Here is a 24,439-nt window from a genome sequence, read left to right as displayed (position 1 = left end):
TTTATTGATCCGCGGTCTGCATCCCCGCCCGGCTCGGCCTGCCCAGCGTGCGCGAGAAAAACTGTCCGGCTTCGGAAATCAGGTTGCGGTGGATGTCTTCGCGATCCACGCCGTCAGCGTCGGTGCACAGCGCCGGCATGGCGCGTATCTGCTCTTCGTTGCACGGCGCCATGAACACGAAGTGCCCTGCCCCGGCCAGCAATTTGAAGTCCGGCGCGGTCGGCAGTTTGCGCGCCAGCGCCGCGGCGTTTTTGTCGAAGGCCACCAGTTTGTCGCCATCGCCGCTGTACAGCAGCACCGGCACATGCACGTCCGCGAGGGTGTGACGACCAAATTTGAGGCTCAGCGGCGCCATCAGCAACAGCGCATGCACGCGCGGATCGGCCACCGGTTGCAAGTCATCACGATCGACGATCAGTTCGCCCTGAGTGTTGCAGGCGTCACGGTCATCCGGGCGCTCCTGACAGTACCGGCGCAGGCGATCCAGATCCGGCTGCGCGCCAGAGAGAATCAACGCGGTTTCGCCACCGGCCGAATAGCCGATCACCCCGACCTGATCGGCGTTGACGAACGGCGAGAGCATCGGGTCGCCAAGGGTGGCGGTGATGGCTTCGGAAATCTGGATTGGCCGCCCATACAGATTGCTCAGGGTACCGAGGCGGCTGTGGTCTTTGGAGTTGTCGCCGGGATGAATCACCGCGACCACCACAAAGCCCTTGCGTGCCAGCGAGGTGGCAAGGTCATGCAGCGCCAGCGGCGTGCCAGTGTTGCCGTGGGACAGCATCAGCATCGGGAAGCGGCCGATGGCAACCTTGGTGTCGGCGCCCGCCTCGACGGTGTAACCCTCAAGCAGGCTGCTGTGCTCGCGGTCGCTGGAGGGATAGAAGGCGATGGCGCGCATCGGTTGCAGATCCAGCGGATCGAGAAACGTCATTTCGTGGTAACCGACACTCCAGACAGGGTGTCGCCCGGGCGCGGCATGCACTGAACCGAGGCTGCCAAGCAGGCAAATCAGTAACGTTGCACAAAGACGCATCATCGGATGGCCCACCCTGTGTTACTCAATCGAAAGATCCTTTGTGTTCCGACACGCCCGCAACCCTGAGGTTCGGTGATCCGGCGTGGCGTTGCACTCAGACGTTGATCGTTTGACTGCATAACCCGGGCCAGATTATGCAACAGTCTGAAACAAAAAACTCCGCACCTGGCCCTTGCAGAACCAGAATACAGAGTTTTTTTAAGCGCTACCTGAACGGCAGCTGGTCTTTACGCAATGCTTACGCAGCGGCGAACAGTTGCTCGGCGATCTTCGCCTGAGCGGCGCTCATTGCGTTGTTGCGCACTTCATCACCGTAGGCCAGACCTTCGGCACGGACGATTTCGATGTCGGTGATGCCGAGGAAACCGAGAACCAGCTTCAAATATTCTTCGTGGGCGATGCCGCTCGCCTGACCGGCATGGATGCCACCGGAGGTGGAGACGATCACCACTTTCTTGCCACCGCACAGGCCTTCCGGACCCGCTTCGGTGTAACGGAACGTCTGGCCGGCAACGGCGACGCGGTCGATCCAGGCCTTGAGCTGGGTCGGTACGGTGAAGTTGTACATCGGCGCGGCGATGACGATGGCGTCGGCAGCGATGAATTCAGCCAGGGTCGAAGCGCTCAATTCGGCTTCGTGCTGTTGCGCGGCGTCGCGCAGTTCAGCGGTGGTACCGGCAGCCACCAGGGTGGTCGACGAGAAGTGGCTGATGGCGTCGGCGGCCAGGTCGCGGTAGGTGACCACGGCGGTTGGCTCGGCGGCTTGCCAGGCTTTGACGACTTGGCTGCTCAGCTGACGGGAAGCGGAGTTGTCGCCCAGAATGCTCGAATCGATGTGCAGCAGTTTCATGTGGAATCTCCTGGAAAGAATCGCCGGCGGCGACGGAATGGAGACAATCCTACGGAAGAAACCAATAGCTGATTAGCCGCCGACAATGCGATAGTTCGTCCCACTGATAGAACGATGGACTTTTTATGCAGGATCTCAACGATCTGTACTATTTCGCCAAGGTGGTCGAGGCCGGTGGCTTTGCGGCAGCCGGCCGCTTACTGGGCATTCCCAAGTCGCGGTTGTCGCGGCGCATTGCCGAGCTCGAAGAACGCCTGGGCGCACGCCTGCTTCAGCGCACCACGCGCCAGTTGAATCTGACCGCTGTCGGCGAACGCTATCTGCGCCACTGTCAGGCGATGTTGCTGGAAGCGGAGATGGCCGACGAAGCCGTTGCCAGCATGTCCAGTGAACCGCGCGGGCGCTTGCGGGTATCGTGTCCGACCGGGCTGGCGCGAGAAATGTTGCCATGGGTAATCAGCGAATTTCTGGGCAGATTCCCCCAAGTGCAACTGGAGGTGGTGCTGCTCAACCGCCGCGTGGATCTGGTCGCCGAAGGCTTCGACGTGGCGCTGCGCGTACGTGAACTGGGCGATGAAGATCCATTGCTGGTCACCCGCCGTCTGCGGCAGGCGCAAATGGTGGTGGTGGCCAGCCCGGCCTTTGTCGAAGGCAAGACCATTGCCCACCCGCAGGATCTGAAAAACCTGCCGGTACTTGGCGCGCTGGAAGCCGACCGCATGGTCCACGTGCGTTTGCTTGATCAGCAAGGCAATAGCGTCGAGCTGAATATGGAAGCGCGCCTGGGCATCGATGACTTTATCGTGCGCAAAGCCTGCGTACTCGCCGGTCAGGGCTTTACCCTGTTGCCGATGATGTATTGCGAAGCCGATCTTGAAAGCGGCGCGCTGGTGCAACTGTTGCCCGAGTGGTCGTTGCCCGGCGGCTGGTTGCAGGCGGTGTATCCGCACCGGCGCGGGGTGATGCCGGCGGTGCGGGCGTGGATCGACCATCTGGTCGAATCGTTCAATGCGTGCGGGGAGCGGCTGTTATGAGCAAGGGAAAGATGAACGAAGCGGATGTCGCCGCCTTTTGCCTGGCCTTGCCGGGCGCGCGGGAGGATTACAAATGGGGCGGCGTGCGGGTGTTCTCGATTGCCGGCAACAAGATGTTTGCCTTGCAGGGGCTGCGCGGGGATTCACTGGCATTCAAGGTCGACAAGGATCTGTTTCTCGGCCATTGCGACCGCCCGGGTATTCACCCGGCGCCTTATCTGGCGCGGGCACAGTGGATCATCATGCACCCGCCCTACCCGCTGGGCTCCGAGGAACTGCAGGGATTGCTGACGCGTTCGCATCAGTTGGTGGTGGGCAAATTGCCCAAAAAAACTCAAATCGGATTACTGCTCTAAACCCGATCCCTGTAGGAGCTGCCGCAGGCTCGGGCCGCGTTCGGACGATCTTTTGACTTTGATCTTTGAAAAAGCAAGATCAAAAGATCGCAGCCTGCGGCAGCTCCTACAGGGGGATTTGCGGTGATTCAGAAGAGTGACAGCAGGTTCGAACCCAGAAACAACTGGTCGATCCAGAACACCTGATGCAGCGCCACAATCACCCAGAACAGAATCTGGAACGACACCTTGCGCGTCTTGTGCCGGAACACCTGCTGGGCAATCAGCGCACCGGGCCAGCCGCCGGCCAGTTCCAGCGCATGCAGGATGTTCTCCGGCGTGCGCCAGGCATCGGCGCGGGCCTTGCGCTTGTCTGCCCAGTACATGAAAAACGCCAGCACACTGACAACCCCATAAGCGGTCAACGGTACCAACGAGATGCCGCGCAGCCACATTGACAGCGAGCCGAACAGCGGCAGCGCGCAGACAATCAGCAGCACCGCCAGTTTCAGTTTCAGATGCTGAATGCCGCCGCCGGACGGGCGTCCATCCGGGCGGCGTGCGCGGGAATCACTCATGGTTTGGCCGCCGACCAGTCCACCCAGCCGAACTGCCAGGTCGCCAGAATCACCAGACCGAAGACGATCCGGTACCAGGCGAACGCCGCGTAGCTGTGGCTGGCGATAAACTTGAGCAGACCGCGCACGGCAATCATGGCGAAGATAAACGCCGTGATGAAGCCGATGGCGAATACCGGAAAATCCGCCGGAACGAACAGGTGGCGATACTTGTAACCGGAGTACACCGCCGCACCGACCATGGTCGGCATCGCCAGGAAGAACGAGAACTCGGTCGCGGTCTTGCGCGACAGTCCAAACAGCAGACCACCGATAATCGTCGAACCGGAACGCGAGGTGCCGGGAATCATCGCCAGGCATTGGGCGAACCCGACCTTCAGCGCATCTTTCCAAGTGATCTCGTCCACGCTTTCGGCGTGCACTTCATGCTGGCGGCGCTCTGCCCACAACATGATCACGCCGCCCACCACCAGTGCGGTCGCGACGGTGATCGGGTTGAACAGGTACTGGTGAATCAGGTCGGCAAAAATCACCCCCAACACCACCGCCGGCAGAAATGCGATCAGCAGGTTGGCAGTAAAACGTCGCGCGCTCGGCTGGGTCGGCAAGCCAATCACCACATCGAGAATCTTGCGACGAAACTCCCAGACCACCGCGAGGATCGCGCCGAGCTGAATAATGATGTTGAACGCCATGGCCCGTTCGCCGCCGAAGTCGAGCAAGTCGGCAACAATGATCTGGTGTCCGGTACTGGAAATGGGCAAAAACTCCGTCAGCCCCTCTACAACTCCAAGAATCAGTGCCTGCAAGGCGATCCAAAGATCCATCAGTCCCCCAAAGAGCGATGCACGCTGGCATGCCCCGATAATATTTTTACGTTCACTGCGATCAGCGTAGCTGTTTATTGCTGTACCGATTCCGCGCGCACAGCATCCACACGAAACGGTCAAAATTCCGTGAAATATCAACTTGGATTCAGGTTTTCGCGCGCGGGGCCGAAATCCTAACAGACAAGCCTTAATAGTGCTGCGGCGTTATACGACTTGGGTCGCGTATGCCCGACCACTCAAACGTGGTTGGATGCTGGCGTTGATTTATTACAAGAAAAAGAAATCGGAGTGGCAGCGTTATGAACAGCTTGCGCAGTGTGTCGATCAGCCGACGCTTGTGGCTCATTTTGATTGTGGCCGTGGTCATGTTGTTGACCTTGGGTGTGTTGATGCTCAAGCAGATCCACGATGACCTCTACCACGCCAAGGCGCAGAAAACCCAGCACGTGGTGCAGACCGCGAGCGGCTTGCTGAGCTACTACCACGACCTGGAAACCGCCGGCACCCTCACCCGCGACGCCGCACAGAAGCAGGCACTGACCGCCATTCGCGGACTGCGCTACGACCAGAGCGACTACTTCTGGATCAACGACCTCACCCCCGTGATGGTCATGCACCCGACCAACCCCAAACTCGAAGGCCAGAACCTCTCGGCGATCCGCGATCCGGACGGTTTTGCGGTATTCAACGAGATGGTCGCGATCGCCAAAAGCAAAGGCGCGGGCATGGTCGATTACCGCTGGCCGAAGCCCGGCGCCAGCGAACCGGTCGCGAAAACGTCCTATGTAAAACTGTTCGAGCCGTGGGGCTGGATCCTTGGTTCCGGCGTTTACGTCGATGATGTGCAGAGCGAGTTTCGCGGTCAGTTGATCAAGGCCTCGGTAATCGGCCTGGCGATTGCGCTGATCATGGCCCTGCTGGTGATTTTGATTGCTCGCAGCATCGTGCGTCCGTTGCAGGAAACCGTGAACGCCATGGCCAATATCGCCAGCGGCGAAAGTGACCTGACGCGCAGCCTCGATACCCACGGCCAAGACGAAGTCACGCAGCTGGCGCATCACTTCAACGCCTTCACCGCCAAGTTGCGCCGGGTCATCGGTGACCTGCAGATCTCGGCCAGCGCGCTGGGCCAATCGTCCAGCGAACTGGGCAACGATGCGACCCAGGCCCAGCAACGCAGCCAGCAGCAATCGCAGCAGATGGAGCTGGTGGCGACCGCGATCAACGAAGTCACCTACGGCGTACAGGACGTAGCGAAGAATGCCGAACATGCTGCCGCGGAAATGCGCGATGCCGAAGCTCAGGCGCAGCAGGGCCAGATCAACATCGACGGCAGCCTGCAACAGATCGACAGACTGTCCGGCACCATTGACCAAGCGGTCGAAGTGATCCGCACCCTCGCCGCTGAAAGCACGCAGATCGGCAGTGTGCTGGAGGTGATCCGCTCGATTGCCGAGCAGACCAACTTGCTGGCCCTCAACGCGGCCATCGAAGCGGCCCGTGCCGGTGAACAGGGCCGGGGCTTTGCGGTGGTGGCCGATGAAGTGCGGCTGCTGGCGCAGCGCACGCAAAAGTCGACGGCGGAAATCCAGACCATGATCGAGCGCCTGCAGAACCATTCCGAAGCGGCCGTGAAGGTCATCGGTGACAGCAGCAAGGCCTCGCAACTGACCATCGAGCAGGCGGGACTGGCCGGCGCGAGCCTGAATGCCATCGGCCAGGCGCTGCGTAATCTCAACGGTCTGAACGCCTCGATTGCCAGCGCGACGCTGCAACAGGCGCATGTGGTCGAGGACATCAACCAGAACGTCACACAGGCGGCCGGCCTGTCTCACAGCACTGCGCTGGCGGCGGAGCAGTCAAGTGCGGCGAGCGTGAAGCTGGGGCAATTGAGTGAACAGCTGAACCAGCTTCTGCGCCAGTTCCGCGTCTGACCTAACCCCCTCTGTGGGAGCGAGCTTGCTCGCGAAGGCTTGGTGTCAGTCGATAGAGTCGTTACTGATAAAACGCTTTCGCGAGCAAGCTCGCTCCCACAGGTTTTTGGGTACAATTGCGCCCCTTCTTGCACTCCCCCAAGGAACCCCCATGTCCGGGCTTGAACTGTTTGCCGCCGCCCTCGGTGTGATTGCCGTGTGGCTGACGGTCAAACAGAATCCATGGTGCTGGCCGATCGGCCTGGTCATGGTGTTGCTGTACAGCTGGATTTTCTATGACGTGAAGCTGTACTCGGACATGTTGCTGCAAGTGATCTACGCCGCGCTGCAAGTCTACGGTTGGTGGCAATGGACCCGCGCCGGGACAATGCATGACGGACGCGAGGTCACGCGTCTGGATCGGCGCTCGATCCTGTTCGGCCTGAGTGTCGGCGCACTGGGCAGCCTGCTGCTGGGCGCGGCCATGGCGCACTGGACCGACGCCGCGCAGCCATGGCTTGATGCCGCACTGACTGCTTTCAGCCTCGTCGCACAACTCTGGATGGCGCAGAAACGCCTGCAATGCTGGGCGCTGTGGTTCGTGCTGGATGTGATTTTCGTCGGCCTGTTTCTTTACAAGGGCCTGTACCTCACCGCCGCGCTGTATGCCCTGTTCACCCTGATTGCGGTGCAAGGCTGGCGAGAATGGCGCGCCGATCCGGCGTTGCAGCGATGAAGGTGGTTGTCCTCACCGGCCCGGAATCCACCGGCAAGAGCTGGCTGGCCGCTGGCCTACAGGAGCACTTCGGCGGCCTGCGGGTGGACGAATACGTACGCTGGTTCATCGAGCAAAACCCTCGTGATACCTGCCTCGACGACGTCCCCGCTATCGCTCGCGGGCAGTTGCAGTGGGAAGATCAGGCGCGGACGCAGCAACCGCAGTTGCTGATTCTCGACACCCATTTGCTGAGCAACATCCTGTGGAGCCGTACCCTGTTCGGCGACTGCCCGATATGGCTGGAGCCCCAGCTGCTGGCGCGGCATTACGACTTGCACCTGCTGTTGTCGCCGGAGCAGATCGACTGGACGGATGACGGCCAACGTTGCCAGCCCCAACTGAGCGCACGCCTGGCGTTCTTTCAGGCCACCCGCGACTGGCTGGAACAGCACAAGCAGCCGTTGCAGATCATTCAGGGCGATTGGGATCAACGCCGCGTTCAGGCCTTTGAAGCCGTCGACCGGTTATTGGCTGATGGATCCATCGAATAGCTCCGTTCAGGACGAAAGTGTCCATTCCTGAAACACCTCCCTGCGCGCAAAGCGGCCAGTTCAGTGGCCTTCATCATTTTGTCGGGACATCTGTTTCGCCAGTGAAACAGTCCCCGGCAAACCCTTGTCCCAGAGCTTTGCGCCGCCATGCAACCTGTGGGCGTCTGCACGACTGTTTCAGCGTTGAAACAGCTTCTGTATCAACCCTGCGCGGCCCATCGCCAACCTGTTGAAAATCAACAACAACTCAAAAGCGGCACAGCTTTCGCTCTCTCCTTCCCAACGCTGACAAGAGCCAGCCCACTGAAGAAGGAATTGCCGCCGTGGGGAATTTCAATAAAGGCCTGACCTGCCTTCTGCTGATTGGATCAGCCGCCAGCACTTTCATCAGTTTCAACGTTCAGGCCGAAGGCAATGGCGTGATCGTTCTCAACCGCGATGTCCAGCCCATTCCAATCGGACGCAGCGGTGGCAAAGACCCCTATCCCACCACGGTCAATGCCAACCCTTCCGATCGAATCCATCAAGCAATGACCAGCACCGAACTCAGTGACGGTGAGTTCGCCAGTGTCGCCAGTGGCGCTTCGATCCGCAGCAACATGATCACGCCGAACTCGGACATGCCCGGCATGAATGTGCTCACCAACCCCAACGGCCTGCCAGGCATGAGTGCCGGTCATGGTGGCGGCGGTGGCGGCACGATCTCCAACACGATCAATCGCTCGTTGAGTACCGGTCTGGCACCGCTGACCCGCATGGCTGGAGGTCAATGAGATGAATCGTTCCCTGCTGCTGCTTGCTCTCTTCGGCTGCGCCAGCGCCATGGCCGCCGAGCCCGGGTCAGTCAACAACGCCGACATTCAGGACACCGGTGTGCAGTACCGCGGCAACTTCAACGTCAACCAGGCCGCTGGCGACCAGATGCAACAGACCAATACCAAAGCGATCGCCATCGGCACCAACGCCAGCGCGACAACCATCGTCAGGCAAAAGCTGGATACCCCTGCCAACCCGTCGATGAACGCCAGCGCCACCATTGGCGGCACCTCTTTCAGTAATGGCAACGGGATCCTGGGCGTGAACCAGGGTGCCGGGGCCAACAATCAGATGGCCAACGTGACGCGCGTCAGCATCAGTGCTGCCCCGCAGAGCGTTGACGACAGCGCCCTGTCGCAACAGAACGTGGCGCTTTTACCGAGCTCAGGAGCAACTGGTACCTCACCCGGCAGTCGCCAGGTCACGACAAGTGATCAGGCCTTCACCGGCAGCCGAGGGGTAATCCAGGTGAACCAGAGTGCCGGGGTGGGGAACCGTATGGCTAACACCCTGAGCATCCGGGTCGCTGACTGACCCAAACAACAAAAGCAGTGCAATTAGAAAGTACCAACACTTAACCAACTAATAAGCACGATGGAGAAACACCATGAAAACTACAATGGCTCTCAAACCACTGGTTTTCGCACTTGCAGCAGTAATGGCAATGGCGGCTCAAGCAGGCGGTAATGATCATGGTAACAATGGTGGTCACGGTCACAACCCTCCTCCACCAAAAGGCCCTACCCTGGAAGAACTGCTGCAAATCGGCGCAGGTGCCGGTGCCGCAGTACTCGACGTGCAGAACAATGCCGACAACACCGTCCTGAACCAGGGCACTCAAAACAACGCCGGCATCAGCGGCTCGCTCAACGGCGCCAACGGTAACGTCGGCGCAAACAACGTGGCCGGTGACGGCAACCAGCAAGACAACGCCGCTGCACTGGCAACTGCCGACGAAAGCTTCATCTTCGGCTCTGCGGTGTCCGCTTCCAGCGCCACTCAAGTCAACAGCAACAACACCGTTGGCAACTACTCCACCACTAACAACGCCGGCATGAACAACGTCGGCAACAGTGGCTCGGGTAACATCGGCGTGAACAACGCTGCCGGCAACTTCAACCAACAGAAAAACAACCTGGCAATCGCTGTGTCCGGTGGCCGTGTAGCGCAAGCCGCTGCCGCTGCCAACCAAAGCACTACCGGTCTGCAAGTCGGCAACAACGGCACTCAGACCTTCAAGAAAGATACCCTCACTGGCACTGTCGCCGCCGTCGGCGTATTCGGCGCCGTGGGCGAAGCGACCATCAAGGGTGACAGCCACGGCGGTGGCGGTTACGGCAATGACGACAGAGGCCATGGCGGCAATGGCGGTAGCAAAGATCAAAAAGCTACCTTCGAAGCTGTCGGTGCCTTCGGCCTGGCGGGTGTGACCACTCAACAAGTGCTGACCCCAGACGGCTGGAAAAACCCTGTCACCAACACTGCCAGCATGACCAACGTAGGCAACAACTGGTCGGGCAACGGTGGCTTCAACAACGCCTCCGGTGTGGGCAACCAACAAAGCAACTCGCTGTCCATCGCTGCAGGTTGCAAAGCCTGCATGTAATCGCGATCGAAACGAAAGCCCCGGAAACGGGGCTTTTCCTCAGTCCGCAAAGGCGTATCGATCATGCGTAAGACTGCCTTTATCGCCCTGCTTTGCCTGTCCGGCCTGACCCAGGCTGCCCAGATGCCCGTCGCTGCCCTGCCCGGCGGCGTACTCGTCTACAAAAACGTGCAAAGTATCCGTGAGCGCAAGTTTGCCGACATTGTCGAACAGAAAACCGATTTCAGCTGCGGCGCCGCCGCACTGGCCACGGTATTGCGCCAGGCCTATTGGCTCGACGTCGATGAGGAGCACATCATCAAAGGCATGCTGGTCAACGCCGACCAGGACCTTGTTCGCACTCAGGGTTTTTCCATGCTGGACATGAAGCGCTACGTAGAAAGCATCGGCATGCGCGCCAGGGGTTACAAGATTCCACCGGAGAAGCTCGACGCAGTCACAATCCCGGTGGTGGTACTGTTGGAAATTCGCGGCTACAAGCATTTCGTGGTACTGCAGCGTTCGGACAAGGATTGGGTTTACATCGGAGATCCCGTCTTAGGCCACAAACGCTACACCCATGATGACTTTGTCAAAGGTTGGAACGGCATCGTCTTCGCCATCGTCGGCCCCGGTTATGACAAAACCAATGCATTGCGCTCACCACCGACTCCGCTGACGGCCAAGAACAAGCTGGATAACTTCAACCCTGTCAAAGATGCTGAATTGATGGACTTCGGGTTCATACAGAGCGACTTCTTTTAATCGCCGATTATAAAGAATGGGGCTGGATGTCCCGGGAGCAGCAGATGAAAACCTCATACTGGCTGGCCGCCGCCTGCCTGGCAGCGAGCGCGTCAGGCTATGCCAATGCAGGGTTCAAACCTATCGAAATCCAGGATCAGGAGCTGTCACAGCTTCGGGGTCGTTACGTCATGCCGGGGCGGATCATCAGCTTCGGCATTGTCATGAGCAGTACCTGGCGCAACGCCAGCGGTGATCTGATCGGCGCTGCGACGTCGATGCAAATCCAGGCCGCCACGATCAAACCGGAATTTTATGTCTCGACCATCAAGGAACAGGGCAACGGCAGCACCCCAACGCCGGGTACTGGCAATGTCATTGGTGGTGCGGCACTCAACAGCAGCCAGGGCGTGACCCAAAGCGTGCGCGCCGCCGGCGACGGCAACACCGCCAACAACAATGTGGCGATCAACGTAAAAGAGGCCAACACCCCTCCTCCACTGGCCCCCGCACAAGGTCAGGCCCTGATCGCCGGGCAAACCATCGGTGCCAGCAATGCCGCTGGCAACGTCGCCGTTTCGGCCAGCAGCAGTGGCGTGCAAATGGCGATCCAGGCCTCGGGAAATCAGGGCACCGCCCTGCAACAAATCGCCCAGGGTGGCCTGCTGCAGAACACGCGCCTGCTGGGCAGCGCCAACGTGGTCAACAACATGACCCAACTCAATGTTGTACTTAACAATAACGGCATCAGCCCCGGCGCACTGGACTGCAACCTGACTCAACTCAGGGCACTACGCAATATCGGATATTGAACTACGCTGAGTCTCGATCATTGGGCTTAAAGGGACGGCTTATTCATGTATCGATCAGTATCACTGCGTGCCGCTGTATGTCTGAGTACTCTTCTACCTGCGGCGATGCTGCAAGCAGCACCCGACGCAGATGTGGAGACCCTGAAACAGGAACTTCTGGAGCTGAAGCAACGATACGAAGTACAACAAAAGGCCCTGGCGGTGCTCGAACAACGGGTCCGTCAGGTTGAAGATCAACCGGCAGCGCCGCAACCCAAACGGCTGGCCAAGTCGCCGTCTGACATGAAAGGCAATCCAAAAGTCGCTACCAGCACCGGCGCGCCCGGGACTGGGGCGGCAGCAGCGTCGGGGGGCGCAGCAGGGGGCAGTGGCGCGTCTTACGGCCAGTCGCTGGCCGACGATTCGCAACCGGCACAGAGTGTGTCAAACCTCTACGACGAGGCCAGCGGCTTCTTCGGTGGTGGCAAATTCAGCTTTGAAACCGGTGTGACCTACTCGCGTTACGACACCCGGCAGCTGATCCTCAACGGCTTCCTCGCACTGGACTCGATCTTTCTGGGCAACATCAACCTAGACCGGATCAAGGCCGACACCTGGACGCTGGACCTGACCGGCCGCTACAACTTCGACAACCGCTGGCAGTTCGACGTCAACGTACCGGTGGTCTACCGCGAGTCGACCTACCAGTCCGGCGGCGGCAACGGTGGTGCATCGAACGTCACGACGGAACAGGATGTTTCGCGTGATCCAACCATCGGCGACGTCAACTTCGGTATCGCCTACAAGTTCCTCGACGAGTCGGTCAACACCCCGGACGCCGTGGTCACCCTGCGAGTCAAGGCGCCAACCGGCAAGGATCCGTTCGGGATCAAATTGCGCCAGACCGATGCCAACTCCAACCTGTTCGTGCCTGATACCTTGCCCACCGGTAACGGCGTCTGGTCGATCACCCCCGGGGTTTCGCTGGTCAAGACGTTCGACCCAGCCGTGTTGTTCGGCAGCCTGTCCTACACCCACAACCTGGAGGAGTCGTTCGACGACATCAGTGCCACCGTCAATCAGAAAACGCCGGGCAAGGTCAGCATTGGCGACAGCTTCCAGATCGGCGCCGGTATCGCGTTTGCACTGAACGAAAAGATGAGTATGTCGTTTTCGATGTCTGATCTGGTGCAACGCCGCAGTAAACTCAAACCCGATGGCGGGGATTGGCAATCGGTGGTGTCCAGTGACGCCAACGCGGGTTACTTCAACGTCGGCATGACCATTGCCGCCACGGACAACCTGACCATCGTACCCAACCTGTCGATCGGCATGACCCCGGATGCCCCGGACTTCTCCTTCAGCCTGAAATTCCCGTACTACTTCTAAAGCGAAAGATCGCAGCCTGCGGCAGCTCCTACAGGGATTACAACTGTAGGAGTCGTCGCAGGCTGCGATCTTTTGATCTTTGGTTTCTAGCGAATCTGATGTTTGTGCAGCAGGCGATAAAACGTTGGCCGGGAGACCCCAAGCACTTTCGCCGCGACGCTGAGGTTGTCGCTGTGCCGGTTCAATACATCGCACAAGGCCTGGCGTTCGGCCCGGGTCTTGTAGTCTTCAAGCGTGCCCATCGGCGTGGCGATTGAGTGCTGACTGATCAACCCCAAGTCCCGGGCTTCAATTTGCCGCCCCTCCGCCAGCACCAGGCCCCGTCGCACGCGATTGGCCAGCTCGCGCACGTTACCCGGCCAGTCGTGCTTGCCCATGGCGATCAACGCATCCTCGCTGAAGCTGCGTGGACGGCGGCCGGTTTCATGACTGTAGAAATGAGAAAAGTGGTTGGCCAGCATCGACAGATCACCGTGTCGCTCGCGTAATGGCGCGGTCACCACTTGCAGCACATTGAGACGGTAATACAGGTCTTCGCGAAAGCGTTTTTTCTCGATGGCGGCTTCCAGGTCGACGTGGGTGGCCGCGAGGACGCGCACATCCACCGGAATCGGCTGGCTGCCACCGACACGCTCAATGTGTTTCTCCTGCAGGAAACGCAGGAGGTTGGCCTGCAATTCCAGCGGCAAATCACCGATTTCATCGAGAAACAGTGTGCCACCGTTGGCTGCTTCGATGCGCCCGACCTTGCGCTGATGTGCACCGGTAAAGGCACCTTTTTCGTGGCCAAACAGTTCGGACTGAATCAAGTGTTCGGGAATCGCCCCGCAATTGATCGCCACAAACGGCTTGCTGTGGCGCTGGGACTGGCGGTGCAGCGTGCGCGCAACCAGTTCTTTGCCGGTACCGCTTTCACCGCGGATCAGTACCGGGGACTCGGTCGGCGCCAGTTTGCTCAACAGTTTTCGCAGCTCGCGGATCGGCTTGCTGTCGCCGAGCAACTCGTGTTCCGGCTGATCGACATGAATCGTGCCTTGTCCACGCAAACGCGCCATGCCAAACGCGCGCCCAAGGGTCACCTGGACCCGCGAGACATCGAACGGCAATGTATGGAAATCGAAGAACCATTCGCAGACGAAGTCGCCAACGTTTTGCAACCGCAGGACCTCCTGATTCAACACCGCGATCCACTCGGTGCCGCTGCGGCTGATCAGTTCCTTGACGGCTTCCGGGCGCTCGAGGTGAAAAGGTTGCAATCTGAGCAGGCCGACGTCGCATGGCCGATCGGCGGCATTTTCCAGGGTACAGCTGTCGACATCCCAGCCGACCGCGCGCAATCCGGGTAACAGGCGGTGGCAGTCGTCACAGGGGTCGACTACCAATAAACGTCGTAACGCTGGCGCTTCGATCATGACTGTTCCTTGGCGCCAAATTTAAGGAAATTATTGTAAAAACAGTCATTTGGCAGACCCGACTGTAACATTAGCAAGAAATTGACAGGGGCTTGTATCGATTGCTTATAGGTGTACAAGCTAATGAGTTATAAGAAACCGGGTTATTAGTTAGCTATCGAGTTGCTCTCTTTCGCCAGGCTTTCAAAAACTGTCGAAATCTTGAGCATAAGCAATAAAGTTGAAATTTCTCCGTTTCGTGTGTGACCTGCTTCGGGGTTGCGTGCATCAGTACAAGTAACCAGCCGAACGGTAAGCCCAACCGACGGCACATCACTTGATTGGGCACGACAGAGAGAAGACCCCATGACCGCCCCGCTCCGTATCAACGAAGCTCTTTTGATTGCCAACCACGCATTTAAACCTTTCCAGTGCGTGGCCTGGGCCCCACAAGACGGCAACGGCGAACTGAACCTGACCGTCATCGACCGTACCAATTCGCATATCGGCCGCAAGCAGATTCCAAGCAGCGCTTACTCCGATCCGGCGCAACTGGAACAACTGCTGCAGCAGGCACGCGCCGAACTCAGCGAAGAAGGTTACCTGTTGCAATCGTGGTCGATGCCGCACTGATCAGAAGGTAATGCGGACGACTTCCAGTCGTCCGCCCCGCTCTTTTTATTGATCTGTTGCTGTTTATCTCCAGTACTTTTGTACAACTTTCCTTAAAGCGTCAGGCGACACTGCTTGGCAGGCTTTCATTTGGTTCAAAAAGACACTGTTCTGGCACAGTGCGACCCTCCACCTGTTAGTTATGTCAGTTGTACTTCGGCGTATTCAGGGATTGAATGTTTCGCTCATGCAGTTACCCGCCCGATTCGGGCTTGGTCAACTTGCAAGGAGAAGCATGCATGTCCCCCGAGAACGCCATTGCGCTCCCGCCGCCAAAGACTAACGCCGGGCAACTCGACAGAGATTTTGCCCACTCCGGCATTGCTCAAGTGTATTTCGCCGGCAGCGTGTCGAGCATGACTCAAGGCCTGGCTCTGGATCCACAAGGGCGGGTGTTGGTGGCTGCAAAGATTGGCACTGCCGATGGCAGCCGTTTTGGGCTGGCGCGAATGCTTCCCGACGGTTCTGCCGATCTCGGCTTCGGCGCTCAAGGCAGTGTGATCGGCGAATTCGCCCCCGGATTCGAAGCCATGGGCGCAAAGGTCCAAGTGTTGCCAGACGGACGCATTCTGCTGGCCGGTCTGCATTATGAAAACGCTCACCGTACCCTGCCCGCCTTAGCCCGATTCACGGCTGACGGCTTGCCTGACCCATCGTTTGGCGACAATGGTCGACAAGTCGTGCGCCTGCCGGGTGACCTGTCCGTCGGCTCTCGGGATAGCTGGCTTCCGCCCGGAGTGCCGGGGGCCGAAGCATGCGACTTCGCGGTGCAGGACGACGGGCACATTCTGTTGATCGCCAATCACCACTTCGAATTGGCCGACCATGCCGGCATGCTGATTCGTCTGACTCCAAACGGCACCCTCGATCCCGGCTTCAATGGCCGTGGATTCGTGATGATCCGTCACCTGCTGCTCAACACCTGGCTCAACAGCCTGCTGCTGCAAGAGGATGGGCGCATCATCGTTGCCGGCGCCATCGACTTTCCTCAGGAAGGTCTGGTGGCACGTTATCTACCTGACGGACGTCTGGATGAGCGCTTCGCGGTGGACGGTTTCCTCGCCTTCAAGGCCCACGGACAAAGCGCGATGGTCAGTCAGGTGCTGCATTCGATGGAACACCTGCACTGCTTTGGCAGCAGCCGCGACCCGATCCGCTGCATGGCGCTGAGCCTGCACCCCAACGGTCGCCCGGAGTTGCGCAACAATGCCGGCCACCCGCATCTGCTGGAGATCGGTCCCAGTGGCTGTCAGTGGAGCGCGGCGCAGTGCATGACCGATGGCCGCATCATCGCGGTGGGCGCGACGATTGGCGGTATCGAGGCCGATTTCATCGTCGCGCGCTATCTGGCCGACGGCCAACTCGACCGCGAGTTCGGTAACGGCCACGGCTGGTTGCGCACGCGACTGGGACGCAGCCTGGATATCGCCAACTCACTGGCGGTGCAGGCCGATGGACACATCCTGGTCGGCGGCTATTCTCTGGACGGCAACTACCGGGCCATGGTTGCCCGCTATCTGAATCAATAAACCCCCGAGACTTGAACTTGCCAGTCACTTGCGGCACTTTGCGCGCTTCTTAATACAAGGAGCAACCGATGTCCGGTTCACTGGCCCAGGCCTTCGCGCATAATTTCCTCGGGCATTCGCCCCGCTGGTACAAGGCGTGCATCGTCGGGTTCCTGATCCTCAATGCCGTGGTGCTATTTACCGTCGGCCCGGTCGCCGCTGGCTGGCTGCTGGTGATCGAATTCATTTTCACACTGGCCATGGCCCTCAAGTGCTATCCGTTGATGCCCGGCGGCTTGTTGTTGATTGAAGCCCTGCTGCTGAAGATGACCACGCCGCAGGCGCTATACGATGAGTTGGTGCACAACTTCCCGGTGATCCTGCTGCTGATGTTCATGGTCGCCGGCATTTACTTCATGAAGGATCTGCTGCTGTTTCTGTTCTCGCGGCTGCTGCTGGGCGTACGCTCCAAGGCGATTCTGGCGCTGATGTTCTGCTTCCTCTCGGCGTTTCTGTCGGCGTTTCTCGATGCCCTGACCGTGACGGCGGTGATCATCAGCGCGGCCGTCGGCTTTTATTCGGTTTACCACCGTGTGGCCTCGGGCAACGATCCGCGTCAAGACAGCGAGTTCAGCGACGACCGACACTTGCCGGTGCTGCACCATGACGACCTGGAACAGTTTCGGGCGTTTCTGCGCAGCCTGCTGATGCATGGCGCTGTGGGCACCGCACTTGGCGGCGTCTGCACCCTGGTGGGCGAACCGCAGAACCTGTTGATCGGCCATGAGATGGGTTGGCACTTCGCGGCGTTCTTCCAGAAAGTCGCACCGGTCTCGTTGCCGGTGCTGGTGGCGGGACTGGCAACCTGCGTACTGCTGGAAAAACTGCGCTGGTTTGGCTACGGCACCCTGTTGCCGGACAACGTGCGTACTGTACTGGCTAACTACGCCGCCGAAGATGACGCCGAACGCACTCCACGTCAGCGTGCCGCGCTGCTGGTGCAAGGCACTGCTGCGTTGATTCTGATTGGCTGCCTGGCGTTTCACGTTGCCGAAGTCGGCTTGATCGGTCTGATGGTGATCGTGTTGATCACCGCGTTTACCGGCATCACCGACGAACACCGTCTGGGCAACGCATTCAAGGACGCCATGCCGTTCACCGCGTTACTGGTGGTGTTCTTTGCCGTGGTGGCAGTGATTCATGATCAACAGCTGTTTGCCCCGTTGATCCAATGGGTGCTGGCACTGCCGGCGGATCAACAGCCGGGCATGCTATTCATTGCCAACGGTCTGCTCTCGGCGATCAGCGATAACGTGTTCGTCGCCACGATCTACATCACCGAAGTGAAACAGGCCTTCCTGTCCGGGCACATGAGCCGCGAGCATTTCGAGACGCTGGCCATCGCGATCAACACCGGCACCAACCTGCCGAGCGTGGCGACGCCAAACGGTCAGGCTGCGTTCCTGTTCCTGCTGACCTCGGCGATTGCCCCGCTGGTGCGACTCTCGTACGGGCGCATGGTGTGGATGGCGCTGCCCTACACCGTGGTGATGGGCCTGCTGGGTTGGTATGCCGTCAGCTACTGGCTCTGACAACAACCTCATGCAGGAGCTGCCGCAGGCTGCGATCTGTTGATCTTGCTGCATAAAAAAACAAGATCAACAGATCGCAGCCTGCGGCAGCTCCTGCAAGTGTTACTGGAGGATGTACTTCTCGATCGCCAGGGCTACGCCATCTTCGGTGTTTGGCGCGGTCACCACGTCAGCCTGCCGCTTGACCGCCTCCTCTGCCTGCCCCATGGCTATCGCCAATCCTGCGCAATGGAACATCGCCGGGTCGTTACCGCCATCGCCAATCGCCGCCGTCTGCTCCAGCGGGATGCCCAGATGCGCAGCAATCGTCGACAGCGCGGTGCCCTTGTTGGCCTCCAGCGCCGTCACGTCCAGATAAACCGGCTGCGAACGCGACACCTGAGCCATGCCGTTGACCTTGGGCAGCAGGCGCGCCTCAAGTTCAATCAGCAAATCCGTGTTGTTGCTGGTCGCGACGATCTTGTCGATGCGCTCCAGAAACGGCTCGAAACTCTCGACCACCACCGGCGGATAACCGAGGCCGTGCTGTTCGCGCGGCACCATCGGCCCGTGCGGATCCTTGAGCAGCCAGTCGCCACCGCTGAACACCCAGATTTCCACTTCCGGCTGATCGGCGAACAACGCCAAAGCAATCAACGCCGTCGGCACCGGCAGGTAATGCGCCACCAGCACGCTGCCGTCTGGATTGACGATGGTGCCGCCATTGAAGGCGGCGGTCGGCAGATCGACCCCCAAGGCTTCGATCTGCTGCAACATTGCCTTGGGCGGGCGCCCGGTGGCCAGGCTGAACAACACGCCCGCCTCGCGCAGCGAACGCACCGCATCGATGGTGCGCTGACTCAGGCTGTGATCGGGCAGCAACAGCGTGCCGTCCATGTCACTCAATAAAAAACGGATCGACTCACTCATCCCAGACCATGCCAGACGCGACCATCGCGAGTCAGCAGATCGTTGGCGGCTTGTGGACCGTCTTCCCCGGCGGCGTAAGTCTGCACGCTCGCGTCCTGCTGCCAGGCATCAAGGAACGGTTGCACCGCGCGCCAGCCGTTCTCGATGTTGTCGGCGCGCTGGAACAGCGTCTGGTCGCCGGTCAGGCAGTCGTAGATCAGCGTTTCGTAACCGGTGGACGGCTGCATTTCGAAGAAATCCTTGTAAGCGAACCCCAGCTCGATGTTGGCCATGTTCAACGCCGGTCCCGGCCGTTTTGCCAGCAGGTCGAACCACATGCCTTCGTTGGGCTGGATCTGGATACGCAGATAAGTCGGCTGCAGTTCATCGACTTCGGTGTCGCGGAACTGCGCATACGGCGCCGGTTTGAAGCAGATGACGATTTCGGTGTCGCGCACGCTCATGCGCTTGCCGGTGCGCAGGTAGAACGGCACGCCCACCCAGCGCCAGTTGTCGATCATGACTTTCAGCGCGACATAGGTTTCGGTGTTGCTGTCAGGCGACACGTTGGCTTCCTGGCGATAGCCATTCAACGCTTTGCCATCGACTTCACCGGCGCTGTACTGACCCCGTACCGAATTGGCCCGCGCCTCTTCGACGCTCCACGGGCGGATCGCGCCGACCACTTTGGCCTTTTCACCGCGCACCGCGTCAGCGCCAAACGCGGCCGGCGGCTCCATGGCAACCATCGCCAACAACTGGAACAGATGATTGGGCACCATGTCGCGCAGCGCACCGGTGTGCTCGTAAAAACTGCCACGGGTTTCAACGCCGACGGTTTCCGCGGCGGTGATTTGCACGTGGTCGATGTAATGGTTGTTCCAGAACGCTTCGAACAAGCTGTTGGAGAACCGGCTGACCAGAATGTTCTGCACGGTTTCCTTGCCCAGATAATGGTCGATCCGATAGATCTGTTTCTCGGACATGACCTTGAGCAGGCAGGCGTTCAAGGCTTCGGCAGTGTGCAGGTCGGAACCAAACGGTTTCTCGATCACCACCCTTCTGAACGCTTCGGGGGTTTCTTCGAGCAGTTTGGCGGCTCCGAGACGGCGCACCACTTCACTGAAAAAACGTGGCGCGGTGGCCAGGTAGAACACCGCGTTGCCCGTGCCACTGTCGGCGATTTTTGCCGCCAGCGCGGAATAGGTGCTGTCGTCCAGGAAGTCGCCCTGGACGTAGCTGATACCTTTGGCGAGCTTGGCCCACAAGGCCGGATCAAGCATCTGATCGCCCTTGCCGACTTTCGCCGCCACTTCGGTACGGATGAAGTCTTCGAGTTTTTGCGCGAAGGCCTCATCGGTAATGGCGTTGTGATCAACGCCGACGATCCGCAGATTTTCGTCAAGCAAGCCGTCGCGACTGAGGTTGTACAGCGCCGGCATCAGCAAGCGCTTGACCAGGTCGCCGTGGGCACCGAACAGAAACAGCGTGGTCGGTGGTGCGGGTTCTGCCTTGGATTTTCTGCGGATCGTATGGGTCATTTCTTCGGTGTCTCCACGTGGCCGCCGAAGCCGAAGCGCTGGGCCGAGAGAATCTTGTCGCCAAACGTGCCCTGGCCGCGCGAGCGGTAGCGCGAGAACAGCGAGTTGGACAGCACCGGTACCGGCACCGCTTGCTCCATGGCCGCTTCGATGGTCCATTGACCTTCGCCGCTGTCCGCCACCGAACCGGAGAACCCGTCGAGCTTCGGATCGCTGGCCAGTGCGTCGGCGGTCAGGTCGAGCAGCCACGAGGAAACGACGCTGCCACGACGCCAGACTTCAGCGATGTCGGCCACGTTCAGGTCGAAACGCTGATCTTCCGGCAGGCGTTCGCTGGATTTGGTCTTGAGGATGTCGAAGCCTTCGGCAAACGCGGCCATCATGCCGTACTCGATGCCGTTGTGAATCATCTTCACGAAGTGCCCGGCACCGGCGGGACCGGCGTGGATGTAGCCGTGCTCGGCGCGGTGATCCTCGGACTTGCGGTCCTTGGTGCGCGGAATCTCGCCCATGCCCGGCGCCAGAGCGGCGAACAGCGGATCCAGACGGTTCACGGTCTCGGCATCGCCGCCGATCATCATGCAGTAACCGCGCTCCAGGCCCCAGACACCGCCGGAGGTGCCAACGTCGATGTAGTGCAGGCCTTTTTCGGCGAGGGTCTTGGCCCGGCGAATGTCATCCTTATAGTTGGTGTTGCCGCCATCGATGATGGTGTCGCCGGCTTCCAGCAAATCGCTCAGGGTGTTGATGGTGTCTTCGGTCGGCGCACCGGCCGGCAGCATGACCCACACGGCACGTGGCTTGGCCAGGCCGGCGACCAGCGCAGGCAGATCGGCAACGCCCGTGGCGCCCTCGGCGGCCAGGGTGTCGACAAAGGCGGTATTGCGGTCGTAAACAACGGTGGTGTGACCGTTGAGCATCAGACGCCGCGCAATATTGCCGCCCATGCGGCCCAGTCCAATAATCCCGAGTTGCATGTGCTGATGCTCCTTACTACAAATAAATGTGTGTCATTGGTTATAGCCCAACGCGACTAATGGAGGTTAGTCCAGAGCGTCGGGCCGAAGTTTCCGGGCATTGTGCCCGATCCAGACTGATAACGCCCCGAATCATGCCGAAGACACACCGACCATGAAAAATAAAAAAGTTCCATTCATGGGCAAAAGAAATCAAAATTGGCGCCGATAGCAGATCAGTAGCCCGGCACCGGGACAATCTGCAGTTGAGACACGCCATTTGCGAGGTGAGCAATGGGCACAGTACACACAGCAATGCCGCCACAAACCCTGTATGTCACGATCCGTCGCGATGAATTGCGCCAGTTGAAGGACGAGCGCGACCAATTGAAGCAGGAGCTGGCGCAACTGCGCTCGCTGACCCAGGGCGCTCAGCCCAAACCTCTGCCGGTTGTCCAGCGTCAACCGCACGCCTGACCTGCCCCGCCAGCTTCGGGAACGGCGCCCGTCGTTCCCGTCATGATCCGCTCCTGCCAGCAATCAGCAACTAACGAAGTTTTCACATTACGTTCGTGATACTCGCGCCCATTCTGGCCGTGCGTTTGCGCGCGGCTTCCGTTCGTCGGTTTGATGTAGTGTTCCGGCGGTGGTTAGTGACGATGAGCTGGAGTGCTGAATGGCATTGTTCAAACGCAGCAAAACGACTGCGACAGGTTTCGACTGGGCCGGGGTTCTCTGGCTCTTTGCTTTTTTCTGGTACTTCTCGGGTATCACCCAACTGTTGATCCAACTGACCGGGACCTCCGGTTTCAGCGGTTTCCGTCAGGCCTTCGTGATGAGTGCGCTGTGGCTCGCCCCGATGCTGGCGTTCCCCAAACGTACCAAATTGCTGGCTGCGCTGATTGGTATTGTCCTGTGGGCCTGCTCCATGGCCAGCCTGGGCTACTTCTTCATCTATCAGCAGGAGTTCTCGCAAAGCGTCATCTTCATCATGTTCGAGTCGAACGTGTCGGAAGCCGGCGAGTACATGACCCAGTACTTTGCCTGGTGGATGATCCCGGCGTTCCTCGCGCATACCGCTTTCGCCTACTTTCTCTGGACACGCCTGCGCCCGGTGTACATGCCCCGAGGCCGGGCGTTCGTGGCTGCGATCGCGATCGTCTTCGCCGTGGTCGGCTATCCGCTGATCAAGCAGACCCAGCGTACCGGCAGTTTCGCCGGCGGTTTCGAGAAGTTCGAAGACCGCATCGAGCCAGCGGTGCCTTGGCAAATGGCCGTGGCTTACCACCGATACCTCGACACTCTGGCCGGCATGCAGGACATGCTGCACAGTGCAAGCAAGGTCCCGCCGCTGCATAACCTCAAGGCTGCCGACGCGGATAAACCGTCGACGCTGGTACTGGTGATCGGCGAATCGACCAACCGCCAGCGTATGAGCCTGTATGGCTATGGCCGCAAGACCACGCCGGAACTGGACAAGCTCAAGGATCAGCTCGCGGTGTTCGATAACGTGATCACCCCGCGCCCGTACACCATTGAGGCGTTGCAACAGGTACTGACCTTCGCCGACGAAGAGAATCCGGACTTGTACCTGTCCACGCCGTCACTGGTCAGCATGATGAAGCAGGCCGGCTACAAAACCTTCTGGATCACCAACCAGCAGACCATGACCAAGCGCAACACCATGCTCACGACCTTCTCCGAACAGGCCGACGAGCAGGTGTACCTGAACAACAACCGCAACCAGAACGCCGCGCAGTACGACGGTGACGTGATTGAGCCGTTCAACAAGGCGCTGAGCGACCCGGCGCAGCGCAAGTTGATCGTCGTGCATCTGCTCGGCACGCACATGAGCTATCAGTACCGCTATCCGCCGACCTTCGACAAGTTCCAGGACCGTACCGGCGTGCCGGCCGGTGTGCGTGACGATCAGGTGCCGACCTACAACAGCTACGACAATGCCGTGCTGTACAACGATTTCGTGGTATCGAGCCTGATCAAGGACTACGCCAAGTCCGATCCGAATGGTTTCCTGCTGTATCTTTCCGACCACGGTGAAGATGTGTTTGACTCGGTCGGCCACAACACCCTCGGCCGTAACGAGAACAAACCGACGGCACCGATGTACACCATCCCGTTCATGGCCTGGGCTTCGCCGAAATGGCGCGAGAACCATGACTGGAACTTTGCCGCCGACCTGAGCCGGCCGTACAGCAGCTCGCATCTGATCCACACCTGGGCGGACATGGCCGGTTTGAGTTTCGATGAACTGGACCGCAGCAAGAGCCTGGTCAGCGACAGCTTCAAACAGCGTCCGCTGATGATTGGCAACCCGTACGAACGCGAGCAGCGCGCCCTGATCGACTTCAGCCTGATGAAGCCGAAAAAGGTCGAGCCCACCGCAGCGAATGTCGTGCAGCAGTAACCGCCTGGAAGGCGCCGGTTACGAGAGATCGCAATCGGAGTAACGCATAAAGAAAAAGCTCCGTATCGCAAGATACGGAGCTTTTTTCGTTCTGGGCGGACCGGTTGCCCGCTTGTCCGGGGCCCTGCAGTGCCGCCTGAAGGGAATCGGGGCCACCAGCAAACTCGCCCGCACCTTCCCGCGTTAAATAGCAGCCAGCACGCTCAGAAGGCGTCAGCCAATCGCGCCGCGGGGCCCAAGGTTTTTTCCAGCACAAAAGCAAACGCCCCGAACAAGTCGGGGCGTTTGTGGGT

General features: G+C 59.5%; 24 protein-coding genes. 16 read left to right on the top strand and 8 right to left on the bottom strand.

Annotation, left to right across the window (positions count from 1 at the left end):
* Nucleotide 1: 1 nt before the first annotated feature.
* Together AB1J88_RS06100 and AB1J88_RS06095 are read right to left on the bottom strand one after the other, a co-directional pair.
* Nucleotides 2-1,039, bottom strand: coding sequence for an alpha/beta hydrolase family protein (locus AB1J88_RS06100; protein ID WP_041064406.1), 1,038 nt, complete (start codon nucleotides 1,037-1,039; stop codon nucleotides 2-4).
* 238 nt (nucleotides 1,040-1,277) lie between these two features.
* A complete protein-coding gene (locus AB1J88_RS06095) occupies nucleotides 1,278-1,889 on the bottom strand; it encodes an FMN-dependent NADH-azoreductase (protein WP_222014467.1) in 612 nt (203 codons plus the stop codon).
* Nucleotides 1,890-2,014: 125 nt separating this feature from the next.
* Between AB1J88_RS06095 and AB1J88_RS06090 the strand changes: the two genes are divergently transcribed.
* Together AB1J88_RS06090 and AB1J88_RS06085 are read left to right on the top strand one after the other, a co-directional pair.
* Entirely contained in the window at nucleotides 2,015-2,923 is a 909-nt protein-coding gene (locus tag AB1J88_RS06090; protein WP_222014468.1) for a LysR substrate-binding domain-containing protein, read from the top strand.
* Complete coding sequence (locus AB1J88_RS06085; RefSeq protein WP_430290506.1) at nucleotides 2,920-3,279, top strand: MmcQ/YjbR family DNA-binding protein; 360 nt, start codon at nucleotides 2,920-2,922, stop codon at nucleotides 3,277-3,279. The genes AB1J88_RS06090 and AB1J88_RS06085 overlap by 4 nt, the downstream gene beginning before the upstream one ends.
* 128 nt (nucleotides 3,280-3,407) lie before the next feature.
* Here AB1J88_RS06085 and AB1J88_RS06080 read toward each other — a convergent pair whose 3' ends face one another.
* On the bottom strand, nucleotides 3,408-3,836 hold the full coding sequence (locus AB1J88_RS06080) for a DUF1294 domain-containing protein (protein WP_041064418.1): 429 nt from the start codon (nucleotides 3,834-3,836) through the stop codon (nucleotides 3,408-3,410).
* The gene (locus tag AB1J88_RS06075) at nucleotides 3,833-4,663 is read right to left on the bottom strand and encodes an undecaprenyl-diphosphate phosphatase (RefSeq protein WP_041064421.1); all 831 of its coding nucleotides are present in this window, start codon (nucleotides 4,661-4,663) and stop codon (nucleotides 3,833-3,835) included. Before AB1J88_RS06075 ends, AB1J88_RS06080 begins: the two co-directional genes overlap by 4 nt.
* A 302-nt stretch (nucleotides 4,664-4,965) precedes the next feature.
* On the opposite strand from AB1J88_RS06075, the gene AB1J88_RS06070 reads away from it, so the two are divergent.
* From AB1J88_RS06070 to AB1J88_RS06030, 9 genes are all read left to right on the top strand, one after another.
* A complete protein-coding gene (locus tag AB1J88_RS06070) occupies nucleotides 4,966-6,600 on the top strand; it encodes a methyl-accepting chemotaxis protein (protein WP_108182803.1) in 1,635 nt (544 codons plus the stop codon).
* A gap of 151 nt (nucleotides 6,601-6,751) precedes the next feature.
* The gene (gene pnuC / locus AB1J88_RS06065) at nucleotides 6,752-7,315 is read left to right on the top strand and encodes a nicotinamide riboside transporter PnuC (RefSeq protein ID WP_430290505.1); all 564 of its coding nucleotides are present in this window, start codon (nucleotides 6,752-6,754) and stop codon (nucleotides 7,313-7,315) included.
* Entirely contained in the window at nucleotides 7,312-7,848 is a 537-nt protein-coding gene (locus AB1J88_RS06060) for an AAA family ATPase (RefSeq protein ID WP_430292666.1), read from the top strand. Before pnuC ends, AB1J88_RS06060 begins: the two co-directional genes overlap by 4 nt.
* Before the next feature lie 323 nt (nucleotides 7,849-8,171).
* Nucleotides 8,172-8,621, top strand: coding sequence for a hypothetical protein (locus tag AB1J88_RS06055; protein ID WP_041064432.1), 450 nt, complete (start codon nucleotides 8,172-8,174; stop codon nucleotides 8,619-8,621).
* 1 nt (nucleotide 8,622) lies between these two features.
* Nucleotides 8,623-9,198, top strand: coding sequence for a hypothetical protein (locus AB1J88_RS06050; RefSeq protein ID WP_041064433.1), 576 nt, complete (start codon nucleotides 8,623-8,625; stop codon nucleotides 9,196-9,198).
* 73 nt (nucleotides 9,199-9,271) lie between these two features.
* On the top strand, nucleotides 9,272-10,270 hold the full coding sequence (locus AB1J88_RS06045; RefSeq protein WP_108182807.1) for a heme utilization protein: 999 nt from the start codon (nucleotides 9,272-9,274) through the stop codon (nucleotides 10,268-10,270).
* A 63-nt stretch (nucleotides 10,271-10,333) separates the two neighbouring features.
* On the top strand, nucleotides 10,334-11,014 hold the full coding sequence (locus AB1J88_RS06040; protein ID WP_041064439.1) for a C39 family peptidase: 681 nt from the start codon (nucleotides 10,334-10,336) through the stop codon (nucleotides 11,012-11,014).
* 44 nt (nucleotides 11,015-11,058) lie between these two features.
* On the top strand, nucleotides 11,059-11,805 hold the full coding sequence (locus tag AB1J88_RS06035; RefSeq protein ID WP_041064441.1) for a hypothetical protein: 747 nt from the start codon (nucleotides 11,059-11,061) through the stop codon (nucleotides 11,803-11,805).
* 45 nt (nucleotides 11,806-11,850) lie between these two features.
* The gene (locus AB1J88_RS06030) at nucleotides 11,851-13,173 is read left to right on the top strand and encodes a hypothetical protein (protein ID WP_108182808.1); all 1,323 of its coding nucleotides are present in this window, start codon (nucleotides 11,851-11,853) and stop codon (nucleotides 13,171-13,173) included.
* A gap of 86 nt (nucleotides 13,174-13,259) precedes the next feature.
* Here AB1J88_RS06030 and AB1J88_RS06025 read toward each other — a convergent pair whose 3' ends face one another.
* On the bottom strand, nucleotides 13,260-14,585 hold the full coding sequence (locus tag AB1J88_RS06025) for a sigma-54 dependent transcriptional regulator (protein ID WP_041064445.1): 1,326 nt from the start codon (nucleotides 14,583-14,585) through the stop codon (nucleotides 13,260-13,262).
* A gap of 345 nt (nucleotides 14,586-14,930) precedes the next feature.
* Between AB1J88_RS06025 and AB1J88_RS06020 the strand changes: the two genes are divergently transcribed.
* From AB1J88_RS06020 to nhaB, 3 genes are all read left to right on the top strand, one after another.
* A complete protein-coding gene (locus AB1J88_RS06020; RefSeq protein WP_041064446.1) occupies nucleotides 14,931-15,197 on the top strand; it encodes a hypothetical protein in 267 nt (88 codons plus the stop codon).
* A gap of 278 nt (nucleotides 15,198-15,475) precedes the next feature.
* Nucleotides 15,476-16,765 (top strand): hypothetical protein, encoded by a 1,290-nt coding sequence (locus AB1J88_RS06015; RefSeq protein WP_222014476.1) that lies wholly within the window; start codon nucleotides 15,476-15,478, stop codon nucleotides 16,763-16,765.
* Between the two features lie 68 nt (nucleotides 16,766-16,833).
* On the top strand, nucleotides 16,834-18,336 hold the full coding sequence (gene nhaB, locus AB1J88_RS06010; protein ID WP_086791407.1) for a sodium/proton antiporter NhaB: 1,503 nt from the start codon (nucleotides 16,834-16,836) through the stop codon (nucleotides 18,334-18,336).
* 102 nt (nucleotides 18,337-18,438) lie between these two features.
* On the opposite strand, the gene AB1J88_RS06005 is transcribed toward nhaB, so the two are convergent.
* From AB1J88_RS06005 to gnd, 3 genes are read right to left on the bottom strand one after another with little or no spacing between them, the layout of a single operon-like run.
* A complete protein-coding gene (locus AB1J88_RS06005) occupies nucleotides 18,439-19,245 on the bottom strand; it encodes an HAD family hydrolase (RefSeq protein WP_430290504.1) in 807 nt (268 codons plus the stop codon).
* Complete coding sequence (gene zwf, locus AB1J88_RS06000) at nucleotides 19,242-20,765, bottom strand: glucose-6-phosphate dehydrogenase (protein ID WP_041064450.1); 1,524 nt, start codon at nucleotides 20,763-20,765, stop codon at nucleotides 19,242-19,244. Before zwf ends, AB1J88_RS06005 begins: the two co-directional genes overlap by 4 nt.
* Nucleotides 20,762-21,766, bottom strand: a complete 1,005-nt coding sequence (gene gnd, locus AB1J88_RS05995; RefSeq protein ID WP_305809626.1) for a phosphogluconate dehydrogenase (NAD(+)-dependent, decarboxylating) — start codon at nucleotides 21,764-21,766, stop codon at nucleotides 20,762-20,764. The genes zwf and gnd overlap by 4 nt, the downstream gene beginning before the upstream one ends.
* Before the next feature lie 249 nt (nucleotides 21,767-22,015).
* On the opposite strand from gnd, the gene AB1J88_RS05990 reads away from it, so the two are divergent.
* Entirely contained in the window at nucleotides 22,016-22,198 is a 183-nt protein-coding gene (locus AB1J88_RS05990; protein ID WP_041064455.1) for a DUF6026 family protein, read from the top strand.
* A 199-nt stretch (nucleotides 22,199-22,397) separates the two neighbouring features.
* Nucleotides 22,398-24,146, top strand: a complete 1,749-nt coding sequence (locus AB1J88_RS05985) for a phosphoethanolamine transferase CptA (protein ID WP_086791409.1) — start codon at nucleotides 22,398-22,400, stop codon at nucleotides 24,144-24,146.
* Nucleotides 24,147-24,439 lie beyond the last annotated feature (293 nt).

This window comes from Pseudomonas sp. S8 (assembly GCF_050473925.1).
In the GTDB taxonomy this organism is placed as follows: Bacteria; Pseudomonadota; Gammaproteobacteria; order Pseudomonadales; family Pseudomonadaceae; genus Aquipseudomonas; species Aquipseudomonas parakoreensis.
Note: the sequence above shows the minus strand (reverse complement) of the source record. Positions and strands in the feature narration are given on the sequence as shown.